The organism is Kribbella sp. NPDC049227 (assembly GCF_043197265.1).
Taxonomy (GTDB): Bacteria; Actinomycetota; Actinomycetes; order Propionibacteriales; family Kribbellaceae; genus Kribbella.
The window spans coordinates 577095-600312 of sequence record NZ_JBICST010000007.1 but is presented as its reverse complement, the minus strand read 5'-3'; the positions used below and the strand labels follow the sequence as shown (position 1 = coordinate 600312).

Sequence of the window (23218 nt, the reverse complement as noted above, 5' to 3'; positions counted from 1 at the left end):
ATGAACTCCCTGTTTTGACAATCAGTTCCAACTAAATGAAAATGATTGTCATGAGATCTCGTCTTCGTGCTGTCGTCGCCGGCGCCACCGCCCTGGCTGCCGTCACTCTGGCCGGATGCGGCGGTTCGTCCGCCAGCGGCTCTGCTGACGGCAAGCTCGACGTCGTGACATCGTTCTACCCGCTCGAGTTCATCGCCCGGACAGTGGGGGGCGATGCGGTGCACGTGACCACGCTGACCGCTCCCGGTGTCGAGCCGCACGACCTCGAACTCACCCCCAAGCAGGTCGGCACGATCGCGACCGCGAAGCTGGTCGTCTACGAGAAGAACCTGCAGCCGGCGGTCGACGAGGCGGTCGAGCAGAACGCCAAGGACGCCGGTTTCGACGTCGTCCCGGCGGCCAAGCTGGAGGCGACCGGCGCGGACTTCGAGGAGCACGAAGAGACCCAGGGCGCTGCCACGCCGGGTGACACGGTCACGCCGGCCGCGTACGTCGCCCCCGCCGCACACACCGACGACGCGCTCGACCCACACTTCTGGCTGGACCCGGTCCGGTACGCCGACGTCGTGAAGGCGGTCACCGACAAGCTGGTCGCCACCGACAGCGCCAACGCCGCGGGCTACCAGGAGCGGTCCAAGGCCCTGCTCGCCGACATCGGCAAGCTCGACACCGACTACAGGACCGGCCTGGCGAACTGCCGGCTCAAGACCTTCGTGACCAGCCACCAGGCCTTCGCCTACCTCGCGAAGCGATACGGTCTGACGATGGTCGGCATCGCCGGGTTCACCCCGGACACCGAGCCGACCCCGGCCCGGATCAAGGAGGTCCAGGACATCGTGCGGGCACAGAAGGTGACCACGATCTTCTACGAGGAACTGGTCAGCCCGAAGGTGGCCGAGACGATCGCCCGTGACGTCGGCGTGCAGACCGCCGTACTGAGCCCGATCGAGGGCCTGTCCGACGCGAACTCGCAGGAGACGTACCTGACCCTGATGCGGGAGAACCTGCAGGAGCTCCGGAAGGCGAACAGCTGCGCGTGACATCACAACCACCGGACACTGCTCCGCCTGCTGTCCAGGTCGCCGATCTCTCGGTCGAGCTGGGTGGCCGGCTGATCCTGCGCGGCGTCGACCTGCAGATCCGCCAGGGCGAGGTGGTCGCCGTCCTCGGCACCAACGGCTCCGGCAAGTCCACCCTGATCCGGACCGTCGTCGGTCTGCTGCCCGCGGCCCGCGGCCAGGTCCGCCTCTTCGGTACGCCGGTCCCCCGCTTCCGGCAGTGGAAGCGCATCGGGTACGTGCCACAGCGCATCACCGCGGCGGGCGGCGTACCGGCGACCGTGTACGAGGTGGTGTCGTCCGGACTGCTGTCGCAGCGGCGGTTGTTCACTCCGATGCAGGCGTCCGGCAAGCAGGCGGTCGAGGACGCGCTGCGGATCGTCGACATGGCCGACCGGCGCAAGGACGCTGTGGCGGAGCTGTCCGGTGGGCAGCAGCAGCGAGTCCTGATCGCGCGAGCGCTGGTGTCCGACCCGGAGCTGCTCGTCCTGGACGAGCCGACGGCAGGCGTGGACGTGGCCAGCCAGCAGATCTTCGCCGACGCGATCCGGGATCGGGTCGCGCGCGGCACCACGGTGGTGATGGTGAGCCACGACCTCGGCCCGATGGACGCGCTGATCGACCGGTCCGTCGTCCTGCGCCGCGGCAGGATCGTGTACGACGGCCCGCCGCACGCCTCCCAGACCCACGCCCACGTCCACCACTCACACGGCGGCGACGAACCGGGGTGGCTCACCTCATGACCATGTTCCAGCTGGAGTTCATGCAGCGGGCGCTGATCGCCGGGCTGCTCACCGGACTGTCCGCGCCTGCTATCGGCACCTACCTGGTGCAGCGGCGGTTGTCGCTCATGGGCGATGGCATCGGCCACATCGCGATCACCGGTGTTGCGCTCGGCCTGCTCACCGGCACCGCTCCGGTGTTCACCGCTGTCATCGTGTCCATCGCGGGCGCCACGGCGATCGAGCTCGTCCGAGCCCGCGGCAAGGCCAGTGGCGACGTCGCCCTTGCTCTCCTCTTCTATGGCGGCATAGCGGGCGGTGTACTGCTGATCGGCCTCGCGGGCCAAGGTGCGGCGACCCTGAACACCTATCTGTTCGGCTCGCTGACCACAGTCTCGTCCAGCGACCTGTACGTCGTCGTCGGACTGGCTGTGACCGTCCTGGTGGTGGCGATCGGACTGGGCCCGCAGTTGTTCGCGGTGTGCCAGGACGAGGAGTTCGCCCGGGTGACGGGACTGCGGGTCCAACTGCTCAACCTGCTCATTGCGGTGATGGCTGCCGTCACTGTGACTGTGGCGATGCGGACCGTCGGCCTGCTGTTGGTGAGCGCACTCATGGTCGTCCCGGTGGCGACGGCACAGCAGATCACCCGGTCGTTCCGCAGCACGTTCGTCACGGCGTGCGTCATCGGTGTCGTCGCTTGTCTGGCCGGCATCGTCACGTCGTACAACGCGAACGTCGCCCCGGGCGCGACCATCGTCGTACTGGCCCTGGCCGGGTTCGTGGTGGCGGCAACGGCCGGCACCCTGATCCGCCGCCGGCAGGGCCGGGTCGCGCCGCTGGCCGACGCGGAACCGGAGGTCGGCGTACCGGCGCCGGAGCCGCATGTTGTCAGCGCCGGGCACCCACATGCGCACAATCCGCAGTGCGGCCACACCAAGGTCGAGCACGACGACCACGTCGACTATGTCCACGACGGGCATCTGCACGCCGCGCACGGCGACCACTGGGACGAGCACTGACATGAACGCTGACCTGAACGCTGACTTGCCGACTTCTGCGAGAATTGACGCGGACCAGAGGACAGGAGGAACGGTGGCCATCGGAACACGCTCGACCCGTCAGCGCGCGGCGGTAGCGTCGGCGCTCGACAATCTCGACGACTTCCGGACCGCCCAGGAGATCCACCAGGAGCTCCGGTCGACCGGTGAGGCCGTCGGCCTGACCACTGTCTACCGGACCCTCCAGGCGCTGGCCGACTCGCGGGAGGTCGACGTACTCCGGACCGCCGATGGCGAAACGGCGTACCGGCGCTGCTCCAAGGGCCATCACCACCACCTGGTCTGCCGCAACTGCGGGCGCACGGTCGAGGTCGAGGGGCCGGCGGTGGAGCGCTGGGCCGACAAGGTCGCGGCCGAGCATGGCTACGCGGACATCAGTCACACGCTGGAGATCTTCGGCACCTGCGCGGACTGCCAGCAGCCTGCCTGATCAGTGTGACCCAGGTCACCTTTGCCTTTGAGCGCACTCGAAGGCGTACGGTCGAAGACATGACCACGACCGAGCTGACCGCACAGGAACGCTGGCAGGCGATCGTCGCCCTCCACGGCGACCCGGAGCCGATCGACGCCGACCTGTTGTGCCTGCTCGATCTGCCGGACGACCTGCCCGAGCGGATGACCATCGCCGAGGCAGCGGAAGTCACCGGGCTCACCGCCCACACGCTGCGGTACTACGAACGGATCGGACTCGTCCGCGTGGAGCGCGACGACACCGGCTACCGCAGCTACGACCGGAGGGCGCTGGCCCGGATCGTGGTCATCACCAGGCTGCGCGTGTCCGGGATGCCGATCGGTACGGTCAGGCACTACGTGGACCTGATCGAGCAGGGCGAGCACACCGAACCACAGCGTCTCGCCCTGATGGAGGAGCACCGGGCCCGGATCCAGCAGCAACTGCGCGATCTACAGCTCGCGCTGGCGGTGACCGACTACAAGATCACCGTCTACGGCGGCGTCGTACCTTCGTAAATCACTTTTCGCCGGACCGGCGGACCGTTGCGGTCCGTCGGTGGGCTGAGCCATGCCAAATCAGTAGGAGCAGAGAGATGAAACTGGGAAGCAGCGGAGCCGAAGTCAGCCGGTTGGGACTGGGCTGTATGGGCATGAGCTTCGCCTACGGCACCCCGGACAACGCCGAGTCGATCGCGACCCTGCACCGGGCCCTCGACCTCGGCATCACGTTCCTCGACACCGCCGACCTGTACGGCTTCGGCGCGAACGAGGAACTGGTCGGCCGGGCGATCGCGGACCGCCGGGACGAGGTGTTCCTGGCGACCAAGTTCGGCATCGTCGGCAATCCCCTCACCGATGCTCGCAGGGGCGTGAACGGATCGCCCGAGTACGTGCGGTCGTCGATCGACGCGTCGCTGTCCCGACTCGGCGTCGACCACGTCGAGCTGTACTACCAGCACCGCGCGGATCCCGACGTACCGATCGAGGAGACGGTCGGGGCGATGGCGGAGCTCGTAGAGGCCGGGAAGGTGCGGTACCTCGGGTTGTCGGAGGCGTCGGCGGACACCATCCGGCGGGCGCACGCCGTCCACCCGATCACGGCGGTGCAGTCCGAGTGGTCGCTGTTCAGCCGCGATCTCGAGGAGTCGGTGCTGCCGGTCTGCCGGGAGCTCGGCATCGGGCTCGTGCCGTACTCGCCGCTCGGCCGCGGCCTGCTCACCGGTGCGCTGCCGACGGACCTCGCCGACGACGACTTCCGGCGTACGCTCCCCCGCTTCACCGGCGAGAACCTCGAGGCCAACCTCGTGCTGGTGGAGAAGGTCCGCGCGGTCGCCCAGCGGTACGACGCGACGCCGGGCCAGGTGGCACTTGCCTGGGTGCTTGCGCAGGGCAATGACGTGGTGCCGATCCCGGGCACGAAGCGGCGGCGCTACCTGGAGGAGAACTGGGCCGCCGTGGACCTGAAGCTGTCCGACGAGGATCTCGCGTCGTTGTCCGAGCTCACGCCGGCCGGCTCCCGCTACCCGGACATGAGCTGGGTCGAGCGCAGCACCGCACCGCGGGCCTGATAAAATCTCCTGCAGTAAGCCTTCCGTACCGGATCCTCTTCCGGCGGGAGGCTTTTCTGCGTTCTCACACCCTTTGAGGAGATCAATGTTCGTACGGCGTGCCACCGCGGAGGACCGGGTCGTGATGGAGAGGTTGTGGTTGCTGTTCCGGCATGACCTGTCCGAGTTCCAGGGCCAGCTGCCCCGGCCGGACGGGAGCTACCGGACGGAGTGGCTGGAGAAGGTGCTCACCGGAGACCCGGAATGGGCCGGGTACCTGTTCTACGAGGGCGAGAGCCCGGTCGGCTTCTGCTTCATGCGGGCGCTGCGACAACCGGTGCGGGTGCTCAACGCCTTCTTCATGATCCGGCCGGTCCGGCGCAGCGGCCTGGGCCTTCGCGCGGTCCAGGAAGTACTTGCCCACCACCCCGGACCGTGCGAGGTCGCGTTCCAGGAGAACAACGAGAAGGCCGTCCGCTTCTGGCAGCGCGTCGCCACCGAGGTCTCCGGCGACGTCTGGACCCAGGAACACCGCACGATCTCGGGCAAGCCCGACGCGAAGCCCGACGTGTGGATCTCGTTCAAGGTCGCCTAGAAGACGACCACCGAGCGTAGGACGTCGCCGTGGTGCATCTTGGTGAACGCGGCCTCGACCTCGTCCAGGGCGATCGTCTCGGAGACGAACCGGTCCAGCGGGAGCCGGCCCTGCAGGTGGAGGTCGATCAGCAGCGGGAAGTCGCGGCTCGGCAGGCAGTCGCCGTACCAGCTCGACTTGAGTGAACCGCCGCGGCCGAAGAAGTCGAGCAGCGGCATGTCGAGCGTCATGTCCGGCGTCGGTACGCCGACCAGCACGACGGTGCCGGCCAGGTCGCGAGCGTAGAACGCCTGCTTCCAGGTCTCGGGCCGGCCGACCGCGTCGATCACCACGTCCGCACCGAACCCACCGGTCAACTCCTGGACTGCCTCGACGACTCCGTCGTGATCGAGGTCCTTGGAGTTGATCGCGTGGGTCGCACCCAGTTCCCGGGCAACCGCGAGCTTGCGCTCGTCGATGTCGAGGGCAATCACCTTCGCCGCGCCGGCGAGCCGGGCGCCGACCACGGCCGCCGTACCGACGCCACCGCAGCCGATCACAGCGACGGTGTCTCCGCGGCCGACGTTCCCGGTGTTGATGGCGGCGCCGAGGCCCGCCATCACGCCGCACCCGAGCAGGCCGGCTACCTCGGCCTTGGCGGCCGGGTCGACCTTGGTGCACTGGCCGGCCGCGACGAGGGTCTTGTCGGCGAACGCGCCGATGCCGAGCGCCGGGCTCAGCTCGGTGCCGTCCTTGAGCGTCATCTTCTGCTTGGCATTGTGGGTGTTGAAGCAGTACCACGGGCGCCCGCGCAGACAGGCACGGCAGTTGCCGCAGACGGCCCGCCAGTTCAGTACGACGAAGTCCCCGGGCTCCACGTCGGTGACGCCCTCGCCGACCGACTCGACCACGCCTGCCGCCTCATGACCGAGCAGGAACGGGAAGTCGTCGTTGATGCCGCCCTCCCGGTAGTGCAGGTCCGTGTGGCACACACCGCACGCCTGGATCTTCACCACCGCCTCGCCCGGGCCGGGATCGGGGATCGTGATCTCCTCGATCGACACCGGCTTGCCCTTGCCTGCCGCCACCACTCCACGCACCGTCTGAGCCATGCCCCAGACGCTAACCGGCCGGGGCCGGTCCCGTCAGCCCTTCCGGGCGTGGCGCCGTACCGAAGGACGGGACGTAGATCTGTCCGCATATCCCCGCTCCCGCCTGAGCGGCGCCGTCCATGCCGTCGCGGGCCTGACTACTACCCGTCCTTCGGTCCGCTGAGCCGGTCTGTCCCCCAGTCGGTGGACAGGGAGTCCGCCGGGCGACGCTCCCGGCGGACGGGGCGCGGACGGGAAGGTTGAGGCATGCAGACAGACAACGCAGTGAGGGTGCGGGGGCTGGTGAAGCGGTACCCGGACAAAGTGGCCGTCGACGGGGTCGACCTGGACATCCAGCACGGTGAGGTGTTCGCCCTGCTCGGGCCGAACGGCGCCGGCAAAACGACGACCGTGGAGATTCTGGAGGGATATCGCCACGCCGACGAGGGTGAGGTCAGCGTGCTGGGCACCGATCCGGCGCACGGGGGCCGGCGGTGGCGGGCCCGGCTAGGCATCGTGTCGCAGACCTCCCGCGACGAGGCCGAACTGTCCGTCGCCGAGCTGGTCCACCACTTCGCCGGGTACTACCCGAATCCGCGTGACCCCGACGAGGTGATCGCCGCGGTCGGTCTGGACGAGAAGCGCCGTACCCGGACCCGCAAGTTGTCCGGCGGTCAGCGCCGCCGCCTCGACGTCGCGCTCGGCGTGGTCGGGAACCCCGAACTGCTGTTCCTGGACGAGCCGACCACCGGGTTCGACCCCGAGGCGCGCCGGCAGTTCTGGACGCTGATCGAGAACCTGCGCACCGAGGGCACAACCATCCTGCTCACCACCCATTACCTGGACGAGGCCGAGCACCTGGCCGACCGGGTCGGCGTGATCGCCGACGGCCGGATGATCGAGGTCGCGACCCCCGGCACGCTCGGCGGGCGCGGTGCCCGGACCGCACGCGTCTCCTGGCTGTCTGCCGACGGGATCCGCGAGGTGCGCACCGACCAGCCGACCGCCGAAGTCGCGCGCCTGATGGCCGAGTACGACGGCGAGGTGCCGGAGCTGCAGGTACGGCGGCCGAGCCTGGAAGACATCTACCTGGAACTGATCGGTGCGGTCGCGGCCGTTCCGGTCCTGGAAGGAGCGGTTCGATGAGCACGGCGTTGCCCTCCCCCGTCAAGATCGGCGTCTCGCGGACCCGCCTGGAGGTGAAGGAGTTCTTCCGGGAGCGGGAGCAGCTGATCTTCACGTTCCTCTTCCCGATCATCTTCCTCGGCATCTTCTCCGCCGTGTTCAGCGGCACCGACTTCTCCGGCGGCGTCGACGCGGCCACCTACTTCACTCCGGGAATGATTGCCTCCGGCATCTTCCTGACCAGCTTCCAGTCGCTGGCCATCGGCATCGCGATCGAGCGCGACCAGGACGTGCTGAAGCGGCTGCGCGGTACGCCGATGTCGTCACAGTCGTACTTCATCGGCAAGATCGGCGTCGTCCTGGTCACCTCCGTCCTGCAGTTCGGCCTGCTGCTCGCGATCGCCGGCCTGCTGCTCGGCGTCGACATCCCGAGCGAGCCGGAGAAGTGGCTGAACTTCGTCTGGATCTTCATCCTCGGCACGGCGTCAGGTTGCGTGCTGGGGATCGCGTTCTCCGTCGTACCGAAGTCCGGCCGGGCTGCATCCGCGGTGGTGACGCCGGTGGTCCTGCTCCTGCAGTTCATCTCCGGTGTGTACTTCGTCTACAGCAGCCTGCCGGCCTGGATGCGCACGGTGGCGGAGATCTTCCCGCTGAAGTGGCTCGCGCAGGGCATGCGGTCGGTGTTCCTGCCGGACGGGTACGAGGCGAACGAGCCGGGCGGTTCGTGGCAGCTCGGAACCGGTGCGATCGTGCTGGCGGTCTGGCTGGTGGTCGGCCTCCTCGTTGCCCAGCGCGTCTTCCGCTGGACCCGCCGGGACGCGGGCTGATGAAGCAGCAACCCGGTACGGCGTCGGCCCCGGTGGCATGGCGCCGTACCGTGTCCGCCTGGGGCGCACCTCGTGTGTGGGTTCTGGTGTGGAGGAAGATGGTGACCGTGGATACGACGAAGCGGGTGGACCAGCCGGTCTGGACGCGCACGCTGGTCGGCTGGCACGTCGTGTTCTGGGTCCTGCTGGCGACGACGCTGGCGGTGTCCTTCACGGTCGATCTCAGCCCGGTCCGGCGTGCCTTCTTCGTCGGCGCGGTGGTGGTGCTCGGGGCGGCGTACCAGTTCATCGGGCTGCCCGCGATCAGGTCCCGGCGGCGGCTGCCGTCGCATGCTTACCGATTGATCATGATCGCTTGCCTGATGGTGATGGTCGGGCTGTTCCCGCAGTCGGTGTTCCTGATGTTCATCGTGTCGGCACAGATCTGGTTGCTCGGGGACGACGTACGCGAGGGTGCGGCGTTCAGTGTCCTGCTGGTGATCGGGGTCGGCGCCTCTCAGTTGTGGAGCGCGGGGTGGGGCTGGGACACGTTCTGGGAGGTCCTGCCGTGGATGCTGGTCAGCCTGGTGGTGAGCCTGCTGTTCGGCATCTGGATCGAGAAGGTGATCACGCAGAGCGAGCAGCGGGCGGAGCTGATCGAACAGCTCGAATCGGCCCGCGACGAACTGGCCGAGGCGCACCACAGCGCCGGCGTGATGGCCGAGCGGGAACGGATGGCGCGCGAGATCCACGACACGCTCGCGCAGGGTATGACCAGCATCGTGATGCTCGCCCAGGCGGCCGCCGTCGAGCTCCAGCGCGGCGGTACGGACGGAGCGGCGGCACGGTTGGCCGCGATCGAGGACACGGCCCGGGAGAACCTCGCCGAGGCCCGTGCGTTGGTTGCCGCGTTCACCCCGGTTGCGTTGTCGGAGGCAACGTTGACCGAAGTACTACGTCGGCAGGCCGAACGGTTCGCGGCCGAGACCGGCGTCGACGTACAGGTGTCGCTCGATCTGCCGGACGAGGAGGTCGCGGCGCTGCCGCAGGCGCAGCAGGTGGTGCTGCTGCGGGCCGCTCAGGAGGCGCTGGCGAACGTACGGAAGCATGCGCGGGCGACGCAGGTCCTGATCACGCTGGGGTTGTCCGACGGCCGGGTGTGGATCGAGATCCGCGACGATGGGTCCGGGTTCGCACCGGCAGCAGTGTCCGGGGGCTTCGGGCTGGCCGCGATGCGCGGGCGGGTCGAGGAGTCCGGGGGTTCGGTGCAGGTGGAGAGTGCGCCGGGCCGCGGTACCAGGGTCCAGGTGTTGATGCCGGCTGGTCAGGAGGACGTGTGATTCGGGTTCTGGTGGTCGACGACCATCCAGTGGTGCGGTCCGGGCTGACCGGCATGCTCTCCGTCACCGAGGACATCGAGGTGGTCGGCGAGGCCGGCGACGGTTCGGAGGCCCTCGCGCTGGTCGAGTCGGCGCGGCCTGACGTCGTACTCATGGATCTGCGGATGCCGCGGACGGACGGGGTCACCGCCACCGGGGCGATCGTGTCCGGGTATCCCTCGACGCGCGTGCTGGTGCTGACGACGTACGACACCGACACCGACATCCTGCACGCGGTCGAGGCGGGCGCGGCGGGGTATCTGCTGAAGGACACTCCGCATGCCGATCTGCTGGACGGCATCAGGGCGGCGGCGCGTGGAGAGACCGTGCTGGCGCCTCCGGTCGCGGCGCGGCTGATGTCGCGGCTGCGTACACCTAGCACGCCGCCGGCCGCGCAGCCGTCACCCCGTGAGCTCGAGGTGCTGGCGGCTGTCGCGCGGGGTCTGAGCAATGCGGAGATCGGGCGGGAGCTGTACATCGGCGAGGCCACGGTGAAGACGCATCTGCAGCGGCTCTTCACCAAGCTCGACGTGGACGACCGGACTCGCGCGGTGACGGTCGCTTACGAACGCGGGCTGCTGCCCAACCCTCGTACTACTTGACGCTCGTCGGGTTGACGCTGGTGGGGTTGACGCTGGTGGGGTTGACGCTCGTGGGGCTGACGCTCGTGGGGTCGACGCTCGTGGGGTTGACCTCGTTGGGGATGGCGCCGCCGTAGCGGCGGTCGCGCTGGGCGTAGATCTCGATCGCGCGCCACAGGTCGCGACGGTCGAAGTCCGGCCACAACGTGTCCAGGAAGACCATCTCGGCGTACGCGAGCTGCCAGACCAGGAAGTTGCTCGTCCGCTGCTCACCCGACGACCGGACGAACAGGTCGACCTCGGGGATGTCCGGCGCGTACAGATGCCGCGCGATCGTCTGCTCGGTGATCCGGCCCGGCTTGAGCTTGCCCTCGGCAACTTCTTCCGCGATCTCGCGCATCGCGTCCGCGATCTCGGCCCGACCGCCGTAGTTCACGCAGAACTGCAGCGTGATCGTGTCGTTGTCCTTGGTCCGCTCCTGCGCGTACTCCAGCTCGTCGATCACGCTCTTCCACAACCGCGGACGGCGCCCCGACCACACCACCCGGACCCCCATCGCGTCCAGCTCGTCCCGCCGGCGATGGATCACCTCACGGTTGAACCCCATCAGGAACCGCACCTCTTCCGGCGACCGCGCCCAGTTCTCCGTCGAGAACGCGTACGCCGAGATGTACTTCACCCCGATCTCGATCCCACCCTTGATCACATCCAGCAGCGAAGCCTCCCCCGCCCGGTGCCCCTCCGTCCGAGCCAACCCCCGCTGCTTGGCCCACCGCCCATTCCCATCCATGACAATCGCCACATGCTTCGGCACCAACTCCCGAGGCACCCCCGGCACCACAGCCCCCGAAGGATGCGCCTCAGGCGCCACCACCACCTTCTCCCCCCGCTCAGCACCCACCACACGACCCCGACGACGACCAATAGGCGACATACCCCGATTTTCTCCTACCCGCGGGCCGCCGCCCCTGCAGGGGCCTGTGGATAACTCCCCCGTCCGCGCGATCGAGGCCCATAGACTCGCGATCATGGATGCGATGCCTGGGCGCCCCGAGGTCTTTCTGTTGGAGGACGACGAACGGGTGGTCGCGCCTGGCGGACCCGCGCTCATCGGACCGCACGGGGAACGCCGCGAGATCCCGGCCAAGGTGTACGACGTACTGCGGTTCGTCGAGGCGGCTCTCCTCCAAGGTCTGGCTGTTCAGGTAACGCCGTTGCGATCCGAACTGACAATCGACGAGGCGGCGGACGCGATCGAGATGGATCGCGACGAACTACGGCTGTACGCGAGCCGCGGCGACCTCCCCATCCGGTCGTCCGAGTACGGCGACCGGGTCCGGCTGGCCGACGTACTCGCGCTGAACGCGCGCGTCAACGCCGAGCGCGACAGGCGTTGCAGGCGATGGCCGACGACGACGGCTCCGGCGCGGGCCGCTGAGATCGCCAGGCGCCCTCCCCGTTCCTCGATGCCAACGTGCTCCTGGGACAACTGACGACCGACATACTGCTGAGCCTCGCCTACGAGCGACTACTCGTGCCGAAATGGTCCGCTCAGATTCTCGACGAGGTGAAGCGGAACCGTCCGGCCGGAGTCACGGCGGAACGAATCGACGCCCGTTTCACCCAGATGACAAGGCCTTCCCCGCCGCGCTGACCTCCGGGTACGACGCTCTGATGCCAGAGATGCACGCGGACCCGAAGGACACCCATGTACTCGCCGCAGCGGTGCACTCGCGGTCCGACGTCCTGGTCACCGAGAACCTGAAGGACTTCGACCCGCCATCAACTGGCCCACACGCCATGAAGGTCGAGCGAACCGCAACCTTCCTGAACCGCCTCCTCGCCGAGAACCCAGACCGAGTCCTCGCCGCCCTGCGCACAATGCTCCACCGCAACCGCCGCGAGCCACGAACCATGCCGGAACTCATCACCAGACTGGCCTCACAACACGACCTCAAGTCATTCGCCCACAACCTGAGCTCCGTCATCCCGCCTCACCAACGCGCAGTACCAGCCGAGACTCCACTCGCGATCGCCCTCAACGGAACAACCCCACCAACCAGAGCGCCTCTCCTCCCCACGACCACCCCGGAACCAAGCACCGCCCACCACCCACCGTCGCCGATCCGCACCCTCGACCGCAGCCTCTGAGCACACTCGTCGGCAGCAACGAGCGAGTCACACCGACCGGTGCTGCTGGGGTGGCACTCTGCGGACTCGTCCGAGCTCGAACCCACCTGGCGCGAGCCTGCGAGGCGCCCGACCCCCGCCCCCTCGCACCTTGGCCGGGACCTGTGGACAACTCCCCCGTCCGAACACCCTCCGTATGACACCCTTACACCAACAGCAACCCCAGATCGGAGCCAGATGACCCACCGACCGGCCCTCGGACCCGCCACCGCAGCCATCTGCGCCCTCCTAGCGCTAACCGCCTGCCAAGGCTCCCCCGAAGCCGGCCACCCCAACACCACCCCGATCTCCCCTTCCCCTACCCCCACCCCAACCTCCCCCTCCTCTCCCACATGGACGCCGGAAGAGGAAGAGGCGGTAGATGGAGCGCAGGCCCGCTATCGGGCTGCACGAGCCGCGATAGACAAGGCCCTCAATGATCCGACGAAGTCGAGCCGTGCACCCCTCGAAGCGGCCGGCCTGGGTGGCAGTTGGATCATCGCGGCAATCGATGATGTCCGATCACTACGCCAAAACGGCTGGTATCGGGCCGGAAGCGTCCAGGTTCGCTCGCTGAAAGCCGAGGCGGTCAGTCTGGACGGCGCTCAACATGAAGTCACGCTGCGGTCCTGTGTGGATTCCTCCGCGACAGCTCTCCACTTCCAGAAGGACCGGAAGGTCGTCCCGGTTGGACCTGAAACCAGCCGCCGAAACGCATTCACTGCGAAGGTCGTATACGCGGATCGACCTGGAACCACAGAGAAGATGTGGTTTGTCGTCGAGGAAAAGGCAGTCGGAAAATGCTGAGGCGCGCGTTCCGTATCGGACTGGTCACCCTCATCGCGGCGACCATCTCGGTCGGTCCTGCTCGAGCTGCGCTGGCTGGACTAGTCATCCCACCGAAGCCCGGACCAGGGTACAAACTCGTTTGCCTGAAGACCGAGCCGGTCTGCACCTGGATCCTGAGCTCCTACGGCAGCGACGACGGTGGCACTGGATCGAATGGCCACCCCCCAGAGAAGGCCTCGGATGCAAAGAAGATCTGCCAGTTTGGTGGCGCAGCTCAGGCATGCACGGATGCGGAGCTCGGCAACTGGTCGAACAGCCAGCAGTGCTATCTGAAGCGCGAGTATCCTCCTCCTCCGTTCAGCGACCCGCGTTGGCAGGGGCACACAGACGGGAGTATCTGGGCTTGTGTGCGGGAGCAGGGGTATGACCAGGGGCGGCATTTGGTCAGTAGGTGGGTTTGGTTGCCTGGCGAACCCGACACTGTGGTGGTTGATCCGGTGACGTTGGCTTATCGGGCGATGGCGGCTATGCAGTTGGCTCCGCCTTTGGTGAAGTCGGCGCCTGGGGTGGGGCAGATCGGGCTGGTGAATATGCCGGTGTGGTTGTGGGTGGAGAAGACGGAGAACACGTGGGGGCCGATTGTGCGGAGTGCGAGCGTGCCGGGGTTGTCGGTGACGGCTACCGCGCATGTGAAGGCGGTCAACTGGGCGCTTGGAGATGGGAACACCGTCCGGTGTGAGGGCTCAGGTACGCCGTACGACAAGGCGATGGGGATCAAGGACTCGCCGGACTGCGGGCATCGGTACAAGAAGACTTCGCGGGAGTTGCCGAAGTGCACCTACCCCGTGACTGCCACCGCGCAATGGGACATCACCTGGCAGAGCACGCTGGGCGACACCGGGCAGATCTCAACGACCCAGCAGGCTGGCACGCAGCTTCGGATTGGCGAGGCGATTCCTGTGCTGGTCGATCCTGATGGAGGCGAGGTCGCGGCGCCGGCTAAGGGTGGCTGTGGATAACTCGGGCTCTCGTTGCCGCGGAACGAATACATTCAGAACATGAGTGGACTGCTTGGCGTTGACGAGATTCGTGCGGATCTGGCCGGCGTGCTGGCGAGGTTTCGGGCGGGGCGGACGCGCGCTTTCAGCTTTGGGGATGGTGTGCCGGAGGCGGTGGTGCTTACGTACGACGAGTTCGAGGATCTCGGTGGTGATGCGAAGTTCGAGATCTTGGGCGAGGTGCTTGAGCCGAGGGTGCTGTCGGAGCGGCTGCGGGGGTTGGTGGAGGCAGTGCGTGCTGGGCTTGCGGTTCCGGTGGTGTGGGGGGAAGAGGGCGAGCCGGAGGCGGTGGTGATGTCGACGGCGCAGTACCGCGAGTTGCGGGGGGATGATCAGCCGCCGGCGGGGGTGGTTGATGATCCGACTGTTCGCGTGTACGCGACTGAACCGCTGCCGGGCAGTCGGCCGCTGGACCTGGATGAGTGGGCGGCCAACGATCCGTTTACGCGGGAGCTTCTCGACGAGATTCGGGCCGAGGAGAGACCGCCGAGTGATGAGCGGTGACACCAGGTATCTGATCGTCGATCACGAGAAGTTCCACCAGGACCTGCACTTCCTTCGTCAGCAGGCGAAGGCCGGCGCGGGCTCCTACCGTCAGCTGTACCGCGAAGTCCTGCGCGAGATCGAGCGGCTCCGGGCCGGGACGGCTGACGGTCACCACGCTCTCGGTTACGAGTCGGGGAAGGGTGATCTCAGGGACTGCGTGACGTCATACGTGCAGTCGGATCCGGAGCGGAAGGCCGACTACCGGCTGGTGTTCCGCGAAATCGGGCCGACCGCTCCCGGCGAGTTGCCACGTCGCGAGTTGCTGGCGGTTAAGCCGCGGGAAGGTCGGAACAACGTCTATGTGCATGTTTGTGCTCGGCTGAGTCGGCGTGCGTATGACCGGCAGCCGGGGCTCGACCGGTTTGGGGAGCGAGGGGCTGGGTCGGGTGGGAACCAGCTGGAGCGGCAGGCGGAGCTGGATGTTCGGCGGGCTATTGCTCATGCGTGGGAGGGACAGCAGCCGTTGCGGAGTTCGCGGCCACTTGGTGTCGGCGGGCGAAGGGGCGGCTCTCCAACCAAGGCGCCCGGGCGGCGGCCGATCGGGGCGCGGAGTGGGCCTACTGGGTGGCCGGGGTGGGAGCGGTAGGACGGTCGGGGGTGAGGTCCAGGTGGGGGAGGGAGCGGAGTTGGTGGTCTTGGTGGTAGGTGAAGAAGGCGGCTATGAGGCCGGTGGCTTCTCGGCGGGTTCGGGGGTCGGCTTGGAGGGCGGTGGGCCAGTCGCCGGTGAGGAGGGCGGAGAGGTGGGTGACGGTGGTGGGGGCCGGCATGGCTGAGGCTGGGGGGCGGCAGGAGGAGCAGACCATGCCGCCGGAGGCTGGGTTGAACGCTCGGTGGGGACCTGGTTCGCCGCAGCGGGCGCAGTCGGCGAAGGACGGCGCGTAGCCGGAGATCGCCAGGGAGCGGAGGAGGAACGAGTCGAGGACGAGGCCTGGTTCGCGTTCGCCGGTGGAGAGGACGCGGAGGGCGCCGGCGAGCAGCAGGTGCTGCTGGGTCGCGGGTTCCTTCTCCTCGACGACGAGACGGTCGGCGGTCTCCAGGAGGACGGTGCCGGTGGTGTATCGGGCGTAGTCACCGACGATTCCCTCGCCGTACGCCGCGATCGAGACGGCCTGGGTGACGACGTCGAGGGTGCGTCCGGTGGCGAGTTGGAGATCGACGTGGCTGAACGGTTCGAGGCGGGCACCGAAGCGGGATGAGGTACGGCGGACTCCCTTGGCGACCGCGCGGATCTTGCCGCGGCCGCGGGTCAGCAGCGTCGCGATCCGGTCCGCCTCACCCAGTTTCTGGGTGCGCAGCACGATCGCCTCTTCCCGATACAGCGGCACGCGGTCAGTGTCTCACCTGGGGGCGACAATCTCCTCGAGGCCCAGGGGCGCCCGCCCGGTGATGTCTTGGACTGCGGTGGAGATGTGGCTGAGTTCGCCGCTGGCGATGGCGGCGTACGACGTGACCCAGCCGGCTACCTCCCAGGCGGGAGCGCCGTAGCACTCGCGTGAGCGGTATGCCTCGTCCAGGGTCTCGGGCTCGTAGCGGACCTTCCGGCCCAGCGCGTCGGACAGTACGCCGGCCGCCTCGGCCAGCGTGAAGGCGGAAGGCCCTGTGAGCTCGTACGTCGCCCCGGCATGCGCCGAGTCCGCAAGGACCCGGGCCGCGACAGCAGCCACGTCGTCGCGGGCGACCGCCGCGACCCGGCCGTCCCCCGCCGGACCCCGGATCACTCCGTCCGCACCGACGAACCCCGGTACGAAGTCCAGGTACAGGTTGTCCCGCAGGAACGTGTACTCCACGTCCAGCGACCGGATGTGCTGCTCGGTGTGCCAGTGGTCGCGGGCGAAGGTGAACGTCGCCCCCGGTGCGGCGCCGGCGAACGAGGTGTACACGATCCGCCGTACGCCGGCCGCCACCGCCGCGTCGACCGTTGCCTTGTGCAACGCCACCCGATCCGCCGACTCCGTTGCGCTGAGCAACATCAGGGTCTCGACCCCGTCGAGCGCGTTCAGCAGTGCCTCGTGCTCGCCGTACGCCGCCTGCGCCACCTCGGCACCCGGGAGCGAAGGAGCACGGGCCGGATCCCGGACGAGCAACCGCTGGGGTACGCCGGAATCCGCCAGCAACCGGGCGATCCGGGAACCGAGCTGCCCGGTGGATCCGGTGACACCGATCACTTGCCCACCAGGTCCATCCCGCCGTCGGTATAACGCTGCCCGGTCGCCGCGTCAGCCGGGAACGCCGCGTCCAGGGCGGCGAGTTCCTCGGCCGTCAGCGTGACGTCGGCGGCACCGAGGTTCTCGGCCAGGTACTTGCGCCGCTTCGTCCCCGGGATCGGGGCAACGTTATTGCCCTGAGCAAGCAGCCACGCCAGCGCGAGCTGACCGGCGGTCACACCCTTCGCCGCCGCCAGCTCCCGGACCTTCTCCACCAGGTCCAGGTTGCGCTGGAAGTTCTCGCCCATGAACCGCGGCAGCCCGCGCCGCATGTCGTCCGGCTCGAAGTCGTCCGGCGACTTCAGCTGCCCGGTGAGGAACCCTCGCCCGAGGGGGCTGAACGGCACGAACCCGATCCCGAGCTCGCGCAGCGTCGGCAGGACGACGGTCTCCGGGTCGCGGGTCCACAGCGACCACTCGCTCTGGACGGCGCTGATCGGGTGCACCGCGTGCGCGGCCCGAACCGTGTCGCCGTTGACCTCGGACAGGCCGAGGTACCGCACCTTGCCCGCCTCCACCATCGAGGCCATCGCGCCGACGGTCTCCTCGATCGGGATCTGCGGGTCCTTGCGGTGCAGGTACCAGAGGTCGACGTGGTCCACGCCGAGCCGCCGCAGCGACGCATCGATCGCCTGCCGCGCGTATTCGGGCGACCCGTCGACGACGTTCGGGAGAGCCGTGCCGCCGGCGGGCTTCTTGAAGCCGAACTTGGTCGCCAGCACCACCTGGTCGCGGCGGCCGGCCAGCCCGCGGCCGACGAGCTCCTCGTTCGCGCCGTCGCCGTACACGTCGGCGGTGTCGATGAAGGTGCAGCCGGCGTCGACGGCGGCGTGGAGGGTCGCGATGGACTCCGACTCGTCCGTGGTCGCACCGTAGGACTGGGACATCCCCATGCAGCCGAGGCCGAGGCAGGAAACGGTCAGGTCACCGAGCTGGGATTCACGCATGTGCCGAACCTACCGCCGTCACCGGTTGCGTCGGGCAACACCCTCGGGTGTTCACGGTCCGTGATCGCGTTCCTGCCTAGACAACAACTCTGTGACATTTCGCCACGGTCAGGCACACCCGCCGCCGCGTTCCGTATCTTCGGGCGAGCGAGGCGGGCGAGCGAGGCGGCGAGCGAAACACCTGGGGGTGGCTGGACACATGTTTCTCCGGAGGGCGCTGCGGTACCGGTGGTCCCAGGCGCTGGTGCTGGCGGGCGTCAGCCTGCTGATCGGGACCTGCGCCGTGTTCGCGCCCTGGTACGCCCGGGCCGTCGAGCAGACCGTGACGACCGAGACCCTGACCGCGCAGCGCCTGACCGCGGCGTGGCAGATCGAGGGAGCGCCCCGCAGCCGGGCACAAGGCCCCGGCACCGATCGGCCGGAGAGCCTCGACCAGTTGGTTCCGGCCGACCTCAAGCCGCTGTTCTCGCCGCCCGTGCACGGCATCTACACCGACATCGGCTGGCGAATCCAGGAAGCCGACGACGCGGTCTCCGGCCGGCTGACCTGGCGCGACGGGTACTGCGAGCAACTCGTGCTGGCCGAGGGCCGCTGCCCGACCGCCCCGAACGAGGTGATCGCCTCGACCGCGGACACCGGCACCTGGCAGTTCAAGGTCGGCGCCGTCCTCACCGGCAAGTCGTCGGACGCCGCCGAAGGGGACCACAAACTCACGGTCGTCGGCCTGTACAAGCCGAAGCAGCCCAGGGGCGACTACTGGTTCGGCTCCTACCCGACCGGGCACTCCCGCAAGCCCGGCGCCAAAGACCCGGGCTCGTCGGACTTCCTCTTCACTCCGCGTACGACGTTCGACGGGGACCAATGGGCGCCGCGGATGACGGCCGACACAGCACCGATCCCGGGTGTGGCGCGGATCAACGACCTGCCTCGATTGCAGAACGCCACGGCCACGGTGAACGGCAACGCGGTGGAGCAAGGCATCTACGCGGAAACCACGTCAGGACTCGCCTCGCTGGTCGACCGGATCCAGAGTGAACGGAAACAGGCCACCACGATCATCCCGCTGATTATGGTGCAGGTCGCCCTGTTCGGTGTGGTCGTCCTGGCCTTGGCGCTCGGGGCTGTGGTCGACCAGCGGCGGCCCGAAATCGCTCTCGCACGTCTGCGGGGCTCGTCTGCCCGCCGTACCGCACGCTCCTTGTCTGTCGAGCTCGGGCTGCCTGTGCTGGTCGGCGGGCTGGCAGGTGCTTTCGGTGGGTTCGGACTGCTGCTGATCGTCCGGGTGACCTGGCTGCGCCACGGCTCCCCCATCGAGTTGCCGTGGACAGTGCCAGTGGCGCTGGCCGTTGCCGTCGTCCTCTCGCTCATCGTGGTGGCCCTGCAGGTTCGCGGCGGCGTACGGCAGCCGATCTCGAGCCTGCTGCGTCGAGTGGTCCCACGACGGCGTGGCAGGGCGATCGGGGTGCTCGACCTATGCGTCATCGTCTTCGCGGTGGCTGGTCTGGCGGCCGCGCTCACCGGTGACGGCCGTGGGCCACTGCCTGTTCTTACTCCGGCTCTGCTGGCGCTGGCGGTCGGGCTCACGTTCGCTCACCTCCTGCTGCCGATCGCAGGGCTGATCAGTCGGCAGGCGGCGCGACGCGGACGGCTGGGCCTCGCGCTCGGCGCACTCCAGGTCTCCCGTCGGCCCGCGGTCACTCGCATCGTCGCAGCGGTCGCGGTGGCCGGCGGACTGGTCGCCTTCGCCGGCCAGGCCGCGTCGGTCGGCGACCACAACCGCGACACCCGGGCGGGCTACGAGACCGGAGCCGAAGCGGTACTGCGGATGAATGCCTTGTACCTGAACGAGTTCACCCAAGCGGTCGACCAGGTCGATCCGGACCGGCACTGGATGACCCCGGTGGTCACGTCTCGACCGCCGGCACCGGACTCGCTGAAGTCGATGATGATCGAGCCGGACAGCTTTCGGCGGATCGCGTACCGCGGCGATCTGATGACCGACGCGGAGGGCTGGCAGACGCTGAAGGCACCGGCCGGGCTGAAGCCGATCGAGTTCCGCAGCTCCCAGCTCACCGTCACCGCCTCGACCGGTCCGATGAAGCCGCTCGCGTCGCAGACGCCGAACGGCGCGCAGACGGCCACCGAGCCGGCGAAGTCGGTCGTCCTGCGGGCGAACGTGGTGAGTCTGCGCAACGGCGGCCGCTACCTGGTCACCTTCCCGCCGATGCGGCTGGTCCCGGGCAAACCGCTCCAGTTGCGTGCGGCGGTCGACTGCCTGGGTGGCTGCCAGTTGCTCCGGCTCGGCATCGGTCGCGAACCACTCGACCAGGCCGGCGTCCAGGGCGACGTGACCATCAGCAAGATCTCCAGCGACGACCGTCCGTCCATCACGATCGGATCGCCGGACAACTGGCAAGCGGTGCGGCAGCCCGACTCCGACCAAGGATCCGTCACCGCCAAGACCGGCGGATTGTTGACAATCGCAGTGAAGAGCCTGGGCAACGACCAGTTCCTGCAGTACGCGACGGTGCCGCCGGTGATTCCTGCGCTAGTGACGCCGGAGTTCCCGTACGACGACGGCGCGACCACGAGTCCCGCGATCGACGGCACACCGCTGACGCTGGGCAAGGTCGACCGGCTGAAGGGCCCGGTGGACCGCTACCCCGACCGCACGGCCGTGGTCGATCTCGAGACGGTACGGCGGCTGGCCGGCACCGTGGACGAGGGCGCGACGGACTACGAGCTGTGGCTGAACGCGGACGGCCTGGCGAACGTCGACACGATCACTCAGAAGCTCAGCCAGGCAGGGTTTGCGGCCGAACTCGTCGACCGCCGGGCCGACCGGATCGCGTCGTACGGGCGGTCGGCGAGTGCGCTCGCACTGCAGCTGACGCCGGTTGTCGGCATCGCGGGCTGGGCGCTGGCGCTCGTCGTACTGCTGCTGACCGTGGTGACGTCGTGGCGGTCGCGGGCGCAGGACTACGCGAGCCTACGGATCACCGGCGTACCGTCCAACACCACAGGTCGAGCTGCCCGGTGGGAGCAGACCGGTCCGGTCGCGTTGGCTGTATTCCTCGGGTCATTGTGTGGAGTGGTCGGCGCGCAGATCGCGCTGCCGCTCATCCCTCTGTTCGCTGACACCGGTGGGCCGATACCGCTGGAGCTCGCGACCAACTGGCCCGTCGCGCTGGTGTTGTGGGTCGCCGGTACCGCAGTCCTCGCCGCAGCCACCCTGCTGCTCGGCACCGGGGTCAACCGACGCGCCGGCTACAGCCGGATCCGGGAGGAGCTGACGTGAAGGAGCGAAGCGAGTTCACCATCAAGCAGAGCACTGGCTCCCACTCAGCCGCGCCCGGAGCGAAGCGAGGACGCGGATGAGTGGTCTGGCGATCAGTACGACGGGACTCGTGCACATCTACCGTGCGCACGGGCATGACGTCGCGGCGTTGTCCGGCATCGGGATCACGGTCCGCCCTGGTGAGCTGGTCGGACTCCTCGGCCCGTCGGGTGCCGGCAAGTCGACGCTGCTGCAACTGTGCGGCGGTCTGCTGACGCCGAGCGCGGGCCGGCTGCAGATCGGTGAGCACAACGTCGCCACGATGACCGAGGCCGAGCTGGACCGGATGCGCGCCGCCGATGTCGGCATCGTGCTGCAAGGCGCGGGCCGGAACCTCATCCCCTACCTGACGCCCACCGACAACATCCGCTACGCACAACGCGCCGCACCGCGCGGCCACGACCTGCCGCAGCCGGACGACGTACTGCACATGGTGGGACTGGGCGATCACGCCAGTACGCCGTTGACGTCGCTGACTCCTGGGCAGATCCAGCTGTGCGCGGTGGCGGTCGGGATCGCGACGATGCCCGGCCTCCTGCTGGCCGACGAGCCGACCAGCCAGCTGGATCACCAGGCCCGCGACGAGGTGCTCGCGGCGATCCGGACGATCAACGCCGAGACCGGGATGACCGTGCTGCTGATCACGCACGACCCGGAAGTGGCGGCGACGCTGCCGCGGACCATCACGATCCGGGACGGGCGGATCGCATCCGAAGGCCGGTCCGGTGAGGAGTACGCCGTGGTGGCAACCGACGGCTCGTTGCCACTCCCCCCGCACGTGGCCGAGCTGCTGCCGGCCGGGACGCTGGTGCAGGTGACCACCGACGACGGCGAGATCCGCCTCACCCCGATCGAGCAGGAGGGCCCACGGTGATCAACGTCGACAATGTGACAGTCGCGTACGGCGACCTGGTCGCCGTGGCGGACGTGTCGTTCACGGTGCCGCCCGGGTTCGTGCTCGCGGTCAGCGGGCCGTCCGGCGCCGGCAAGAGCTCGTTGCTGTGGGCAATCGCCGGCGCGGTGCCGGTGAAGTCCGGCCAGGTCGAGGTGGACGGGCTCGTCATCACCGACCGGCCGAAGGCTGCCGCGCACGGCGTCGTACTGATCCCGCAGGGCAACGGGCTCGCGCGGGTGCTGACCGCGCGCGAGAACCTGACCATCCCGCTGCTGGCCGACCGCAAGCCGAGCGGCGACGCGGAGCTCGAGGAGGTCGACCGGGCGATCACGTCCGCACTCGAGTCCGTCGGGCTCGCGGACAGCGGTGATCACCTGGTCGAGGAACTGTCCGGCGGCGAGCAGCAGCGGGTCGCCGTTGCACGCGGGATCGCCCAGCAGGGCAAGGTGATCCTGGCCGACGAGTCCACCAGCGAGCTGGACAGCACCAACCGCGAACGCGTCCTCGGCCTGCTACGGGCTCAGGCCGACCGCGGCGCCGCCGTCATCATCGCCACCCACGACCCGAGTGTCGCGGAGAGCGCCGACGGCCACGCGCTAATGGACGAAGGCCGGCTGAGCTGGGTACGACGGCTGTGAGCTCCCGACGTCCGGACCGACGAGCACCGGGTCGAGCTGGATCCTGGTGACACCGAGCGGCGCGAGCACCTCGTGCAGCGTCTCCTCGTCCATCCGCAGCCACTCCTGCCGCGGTCCGGTCGCGGCCCGCAGCTGGGCCAGCGTCGTGAACGCGATGCCCACCCGCGGCCCCTCCGGCAACCGGCCGGTCTGCAGCGTCGCCGCCGCGCCCACCGACCGAACAGGAACAAACCAGTCA

General features: G+C 68.6%; 24 protein-coding genes. 18 read left to right on the top strand and 6 right to left on the bottom strand.

Translation table 11 applies throughout. The features are described 5' to 3' along the window. Nucleotides 1-50 precede the first annotated feature (50 nt). The 7 genes from ACGFH6_RS32425 to ACGFH6_RS32395 all read left to right on the top strand — a co-directional run bounded on the left by ACGFH6_RS32425 (nucleotide 51) and on the right by ACGFH6_RS32395 (nucleotide 5436). Complete coding sequence (locus tag ACGFH6_RS32425; RefSeq protein ID WP_393391498.1) at nucleotides 51-1040, top strand: metal ABC transporter substrate-binding protein; 990 nt, start codon at nucleotides 51-53, stop codon at nucleotides 1038-1040. After that, nucleotides 1037-1801, top strand: coding sequence for a metal ABC transporter ATP-binding protein (locus tag ACGFH6_RS32420; RefSeq protein WP_393391497.1), 765 nt, complete (start codon nucleotides 1037-1039; stop codon nucleotides 1799-1801). The genes ACGFH6_RS32425 and ACGFH6_RS32420 overlap by 4 nt, the downstream gene beginning before the upstream one ends. Continuing rightward, nucleotides 1798-2802 carry a metal ABC transporter permease gene (locus tag ACGFH6_RS32415; protein WP_360455687.1) on the top strand — a complete coding sequence of 335 codons (1005 nt, stop codon included), beginning with the start codon at nucleotides 1798-1800 and terminating at the stop codon, nucleotides 2800-2802. The genes ACGFH6_RS32420 and ACGFH6_RS32415 overlap by 4 nt, the downstream gene beginning before the upstream one ends. 73 nt (nucleotides 2803-2875) lie before the next feature. Beyond that, nucleotides 2876-3271: a Fur family transcriptional regulator gene (locus tag ACGFH6_RS32410; protein ID WP_393391494.1), complete on the top strand. Its 396-nt coding sequence runs from the start codon at nucleotides 2876-2878 to the stop codon at nucleotides 3269-3271. Nucleotides 3272-3330: 59 nt separating this feature from the next. Further along, complete coding sequence (locus tag ACGFH6_RS32405) at nucleotides 3331-3810, top strand: MerR family transcriptional regulator (RefSeq protein ID WP_393391492.1); 480 nt, start codon at nucleotides 3331-3333, stop codon at nucleotides 3808-3810. 77 nt (nucleotides 3811-3887) lie between these two features. Beyond that, entirely contained in the window at nucleotides 3888-4862 is a 975-nt protein-coding gene (locus ACGFH6_RS32400; RefSeq protein ID WP_393391491.1) for an aldo/keto reductase, read from the top strand. A gap of 85 nt (nucleotides 4863-4947) precedes the next feature. Continuing rightward, a complete protein-coding gene (locus ACGFH6_RS32395) occupies nucleotides 4948-5436 on the top strand; it encodes a GNAT family N-acetyltransferase (RefSeq protein ID WP_393391490.1) in 489 nt (162 codons plus the stop codon). On the opposite strand, the gene ACGFH6_RS32390 is transcribed toward ACGFH6_RS32395, so the two are convergent. Further along, nucleotides 5433-6527 carry an S-(hydroxymethyl)mycothiol dehydrogenase gene (locus ACGFH6_RS32390; RefSeq protein WP_393391488.1) on the bottom strand — a complete coding sequence of 365 codons (1095 nt, stop codon included), beginning with the start codon at nucleotides 6525-6527 and terminating at the stop codon, nucleotides 5433-5435. The two genes, ACGFH6_RS32395 and ACGFH6_RS32390, sit on opposite strands and share 4 nt — an antisense overlap. Before the next feature lie 246 nt (nucleotides 6528-6773). On the opposite strand from ACGFH6_RS32390, the gene ACGFH6_RS32385 reads away from it, so the two are divergent. From ACGFH6_RS32385 to ACGFH6_RS32370, 4 genes are all read left to right on the top strand, one after another. Continuing rightward, complete coding sequence (locus ACGFH6_RS32385) at nucleotides 6774-7652, top strand: ABC transporter ATP-binding protein (protein WP_393391487.1); 879 nt, start codon at nucleotides 6774-6776, stop codon at nucleotides 7650-7652. Further along, nucleotides 7649-8458 (top strand): ABC transporter permease, encoded by an 810-nt coding sequence (locus ACGFH6_RS32380; RefSeq protein WP_393391486.1) that lies wholly within the window; start codon nucleotides 7649-7651, stop codon nucleotides 8456-8458. Before ACGFH6_RS32385 ends, ACGFH6_RS32380 begins: the two co-directional genes overlap by 4 nt. Nucleotides 8459-8556: 98 nt before the next feature. Beyond that, complete coding sequence (locus ACGFH6_RS32375) at nucleotides 8557-9777, top strand: sensor histidine kinase (protein WP_393391484.1); 1221 nt, start codon at nucleotides 8557-8559, stop codon at nucleotides 9775-9777. After that, nucleotides 9774-10418: a response regulator gene (locus tag ACGFH6_RS32370; RefSeq protein ID WP_393391482.1), complete on the top strand. Its 645-nt coding sequence runs from the start codon at nucleotides 9774-9776 to the stop codon at nucleotides 10416-10418. Before ACGFH6_RS32375 ends, ACGFH6_RS32370 begins: the two co-directional genes overlap by 4 nt. On the opposite strand, the gene ACGFH6_RS32365 is transcribed toward ACGFH6_RS32370, so the two are convergent. Next, nucleotides 10411-11331, bottom strand: a complete 921-nt coding sequence (locus ACGFH6_RS32365; protein WP_393391480.1) for an isoprenyl transferase — start codon at nucleotides 11329-11331, stop codon at nucleotides 10411-10413. The two genes, ACGFH6_RS32370 and ACGFH6_RS32365, sit on opposite strands and share 8 nt — an antisense overlap. Nucleotides 11332-11425: 94 nt before the next feature. On the opposite strand from ACGFH6_RS32365, the gene ACGFH6_RS32360 reads away from it, so the two are divergent. From ACGFH6_RS32360 to ACGFH6_RS32345, 4 genes are all read left to right on the top strand, one after another. After that, nucleotides 11426-11890 carry a hypothetical protein gene (locus ACGFH6_RS32360; RefSeq protein WP_393391479.1) on the top strand — a complete coding sequence of 155 codons (465 nt, stop codon included), beginning with the start codon at nucleotides 11426-11428 and terminating at the stop codon, nucleotides 11888-11890. 181 nt (nucleotides 11891-12071) lie between these two features. Then, nucleotides 12072-12548: a hypothetical protein gene (locus ACGFH6_RS32355; protein WP_393391477.1), complete on the top strand. Its 477-nt coding sequence runs from the start codon at nucleotides 12072-12074 to the stop codon at nucleotides 12546-12548. A gap of 818 nt (nucleotides 12549-13366) precedes the next feature. After that, nucleotides 13367-14374 carry a hypothetical protein gene (locus ACGFH6_RS32350; RefSeq protein ID WP_393391475.1) on the top strand — a complete coding sequence of 336 codons (1008 nt, stop codon included), beginning with the start codon at nucleotides 13367-13369 and terminating at the stop codon, nucleotides 14372-14374. 39 nt (nucleotides 14375-14413) lie between these two features. After that, on the top strand, nucleotides 14414-14917 hold the full coding sequence (locus ACGFH6_RS32345) for a hypothetical protein (protein WP_393391473.1): 504 nt from the start codon (nucleotides 14414-14416) through the stop codon (nucleotides 14915-14917). Between the two features lie 599 nt (nucleotides 14918-15516). On the opposite strand, the gene recO is transcribed toward ACGFH6_RS32345, so the two are convergent. Genes recO through ACGFH6_RS32330 form a run of 3 tightly spaced genes read right to left on the bottom strand, consistent with a single transcriptional unit; the run spans nucleotide 15517 to nucleotide 18110 of the window. Further along, nucleotides 15517-16284, bottom strand: a complete 768-nt coding sequence (recO, locus tag ACGFH6_RS32340; protein WP_393391472.1) for a DNA repair protein RecO — start codon at nucleotides 16282-16284, stop codon at nucleotides 15517-15519. A gap of 12 nt (nucleotides 16285-16296) precedes the next feature. Continuing rightward, a complete protein-coding gene (locus ACGFH6_RS32335; protein WP_393391470.1) occupies nucleotides 16297-17124 on the bottom strand; it encodes an SDR family oxidoreductase in 828 nt (275 codons plus the stop codon). After that, entirely contained in the window at nucleotides 17121-18110 is a 990-nt protein-coding gene (locus tag ACGFH6_RS32330) for an aldo/keto reductase (RefSeq protein WP_393391468.1), read from the bottom strand. The genes ACGFH6_RS32335 and ACGFH6_RS32330 overlap by 4 nt, the downstream gene beginning before the upstream one ends. Nucleotides 18111-18309: 199 nt before the next feature. On the opposite strand from ACGFH6_RS32330, the gene ACGFH6_RS32325 reads away from it, so the two are divergent. The 3 genes from ACGFH6_RS32325 to ACGFH6_RS32315 all read left to right on the top strand — a co-directional run bounded on the left by ACGFH6_RS32325 (nucleotide 18310) and on the right by ACGFH6_RS32315 (nucleotide 22980). Further along, entirely contained in the window at nucleotides 18310-21408 is a 3099-nt protein-coding gene (locus ACGFH6_RS32325; RefSeq protein WP_393391466.1) for an FtsX-like permease family protein, read from the top strand. Between the two features lie 76 nt (nucleotides 21409-21484). Continuing rightward, entirely contained in the window at nucleotides 21485-22321 is an 837-nt protein-coding gene (locus ACGFH6_RS32320) for an ABC transporter ATP-binding protein (protein WP_393391464.1), read from the top strand. Continuing rightward, complete coding sequence (locus ACGFH6_RS32315; RefSeq protein ID WP_393391462.1) at nucleotides 22318-22980, top strand: ABC transporter ATP-binding protein; 663 nt, start codon at nucleotides 22318-22320, stop codon at nucleotides 22978-22980. The genes ACGFH6_RS32320 and ACGFH6_RS32315 overlap by 4 nt, the downstream gene beginning before the upstream one ends. On the opposite strand, the gene ACGFH6_RS32310 is transcribed toward ACGFH6_RS32315, so the two are convergent. Then, nucleotides 22939-23193 (bottom strand): SAV_915 family protein, encoded by a 255-nt coding sequence (locus tag ACGFH6_RS32310; protein ID WP_393391460.1) that lies wholly within the window; start codon nucleotides 23191-23193, stop codon nucleotides 22939-22941. The genes ACGFH6_RS32315 and ACGFH6_RS32310 overlap by 42 nt on opposite strands. Between the last annotated feature and the right edge of the window lie 25 nt (nucleotides 23194-23218).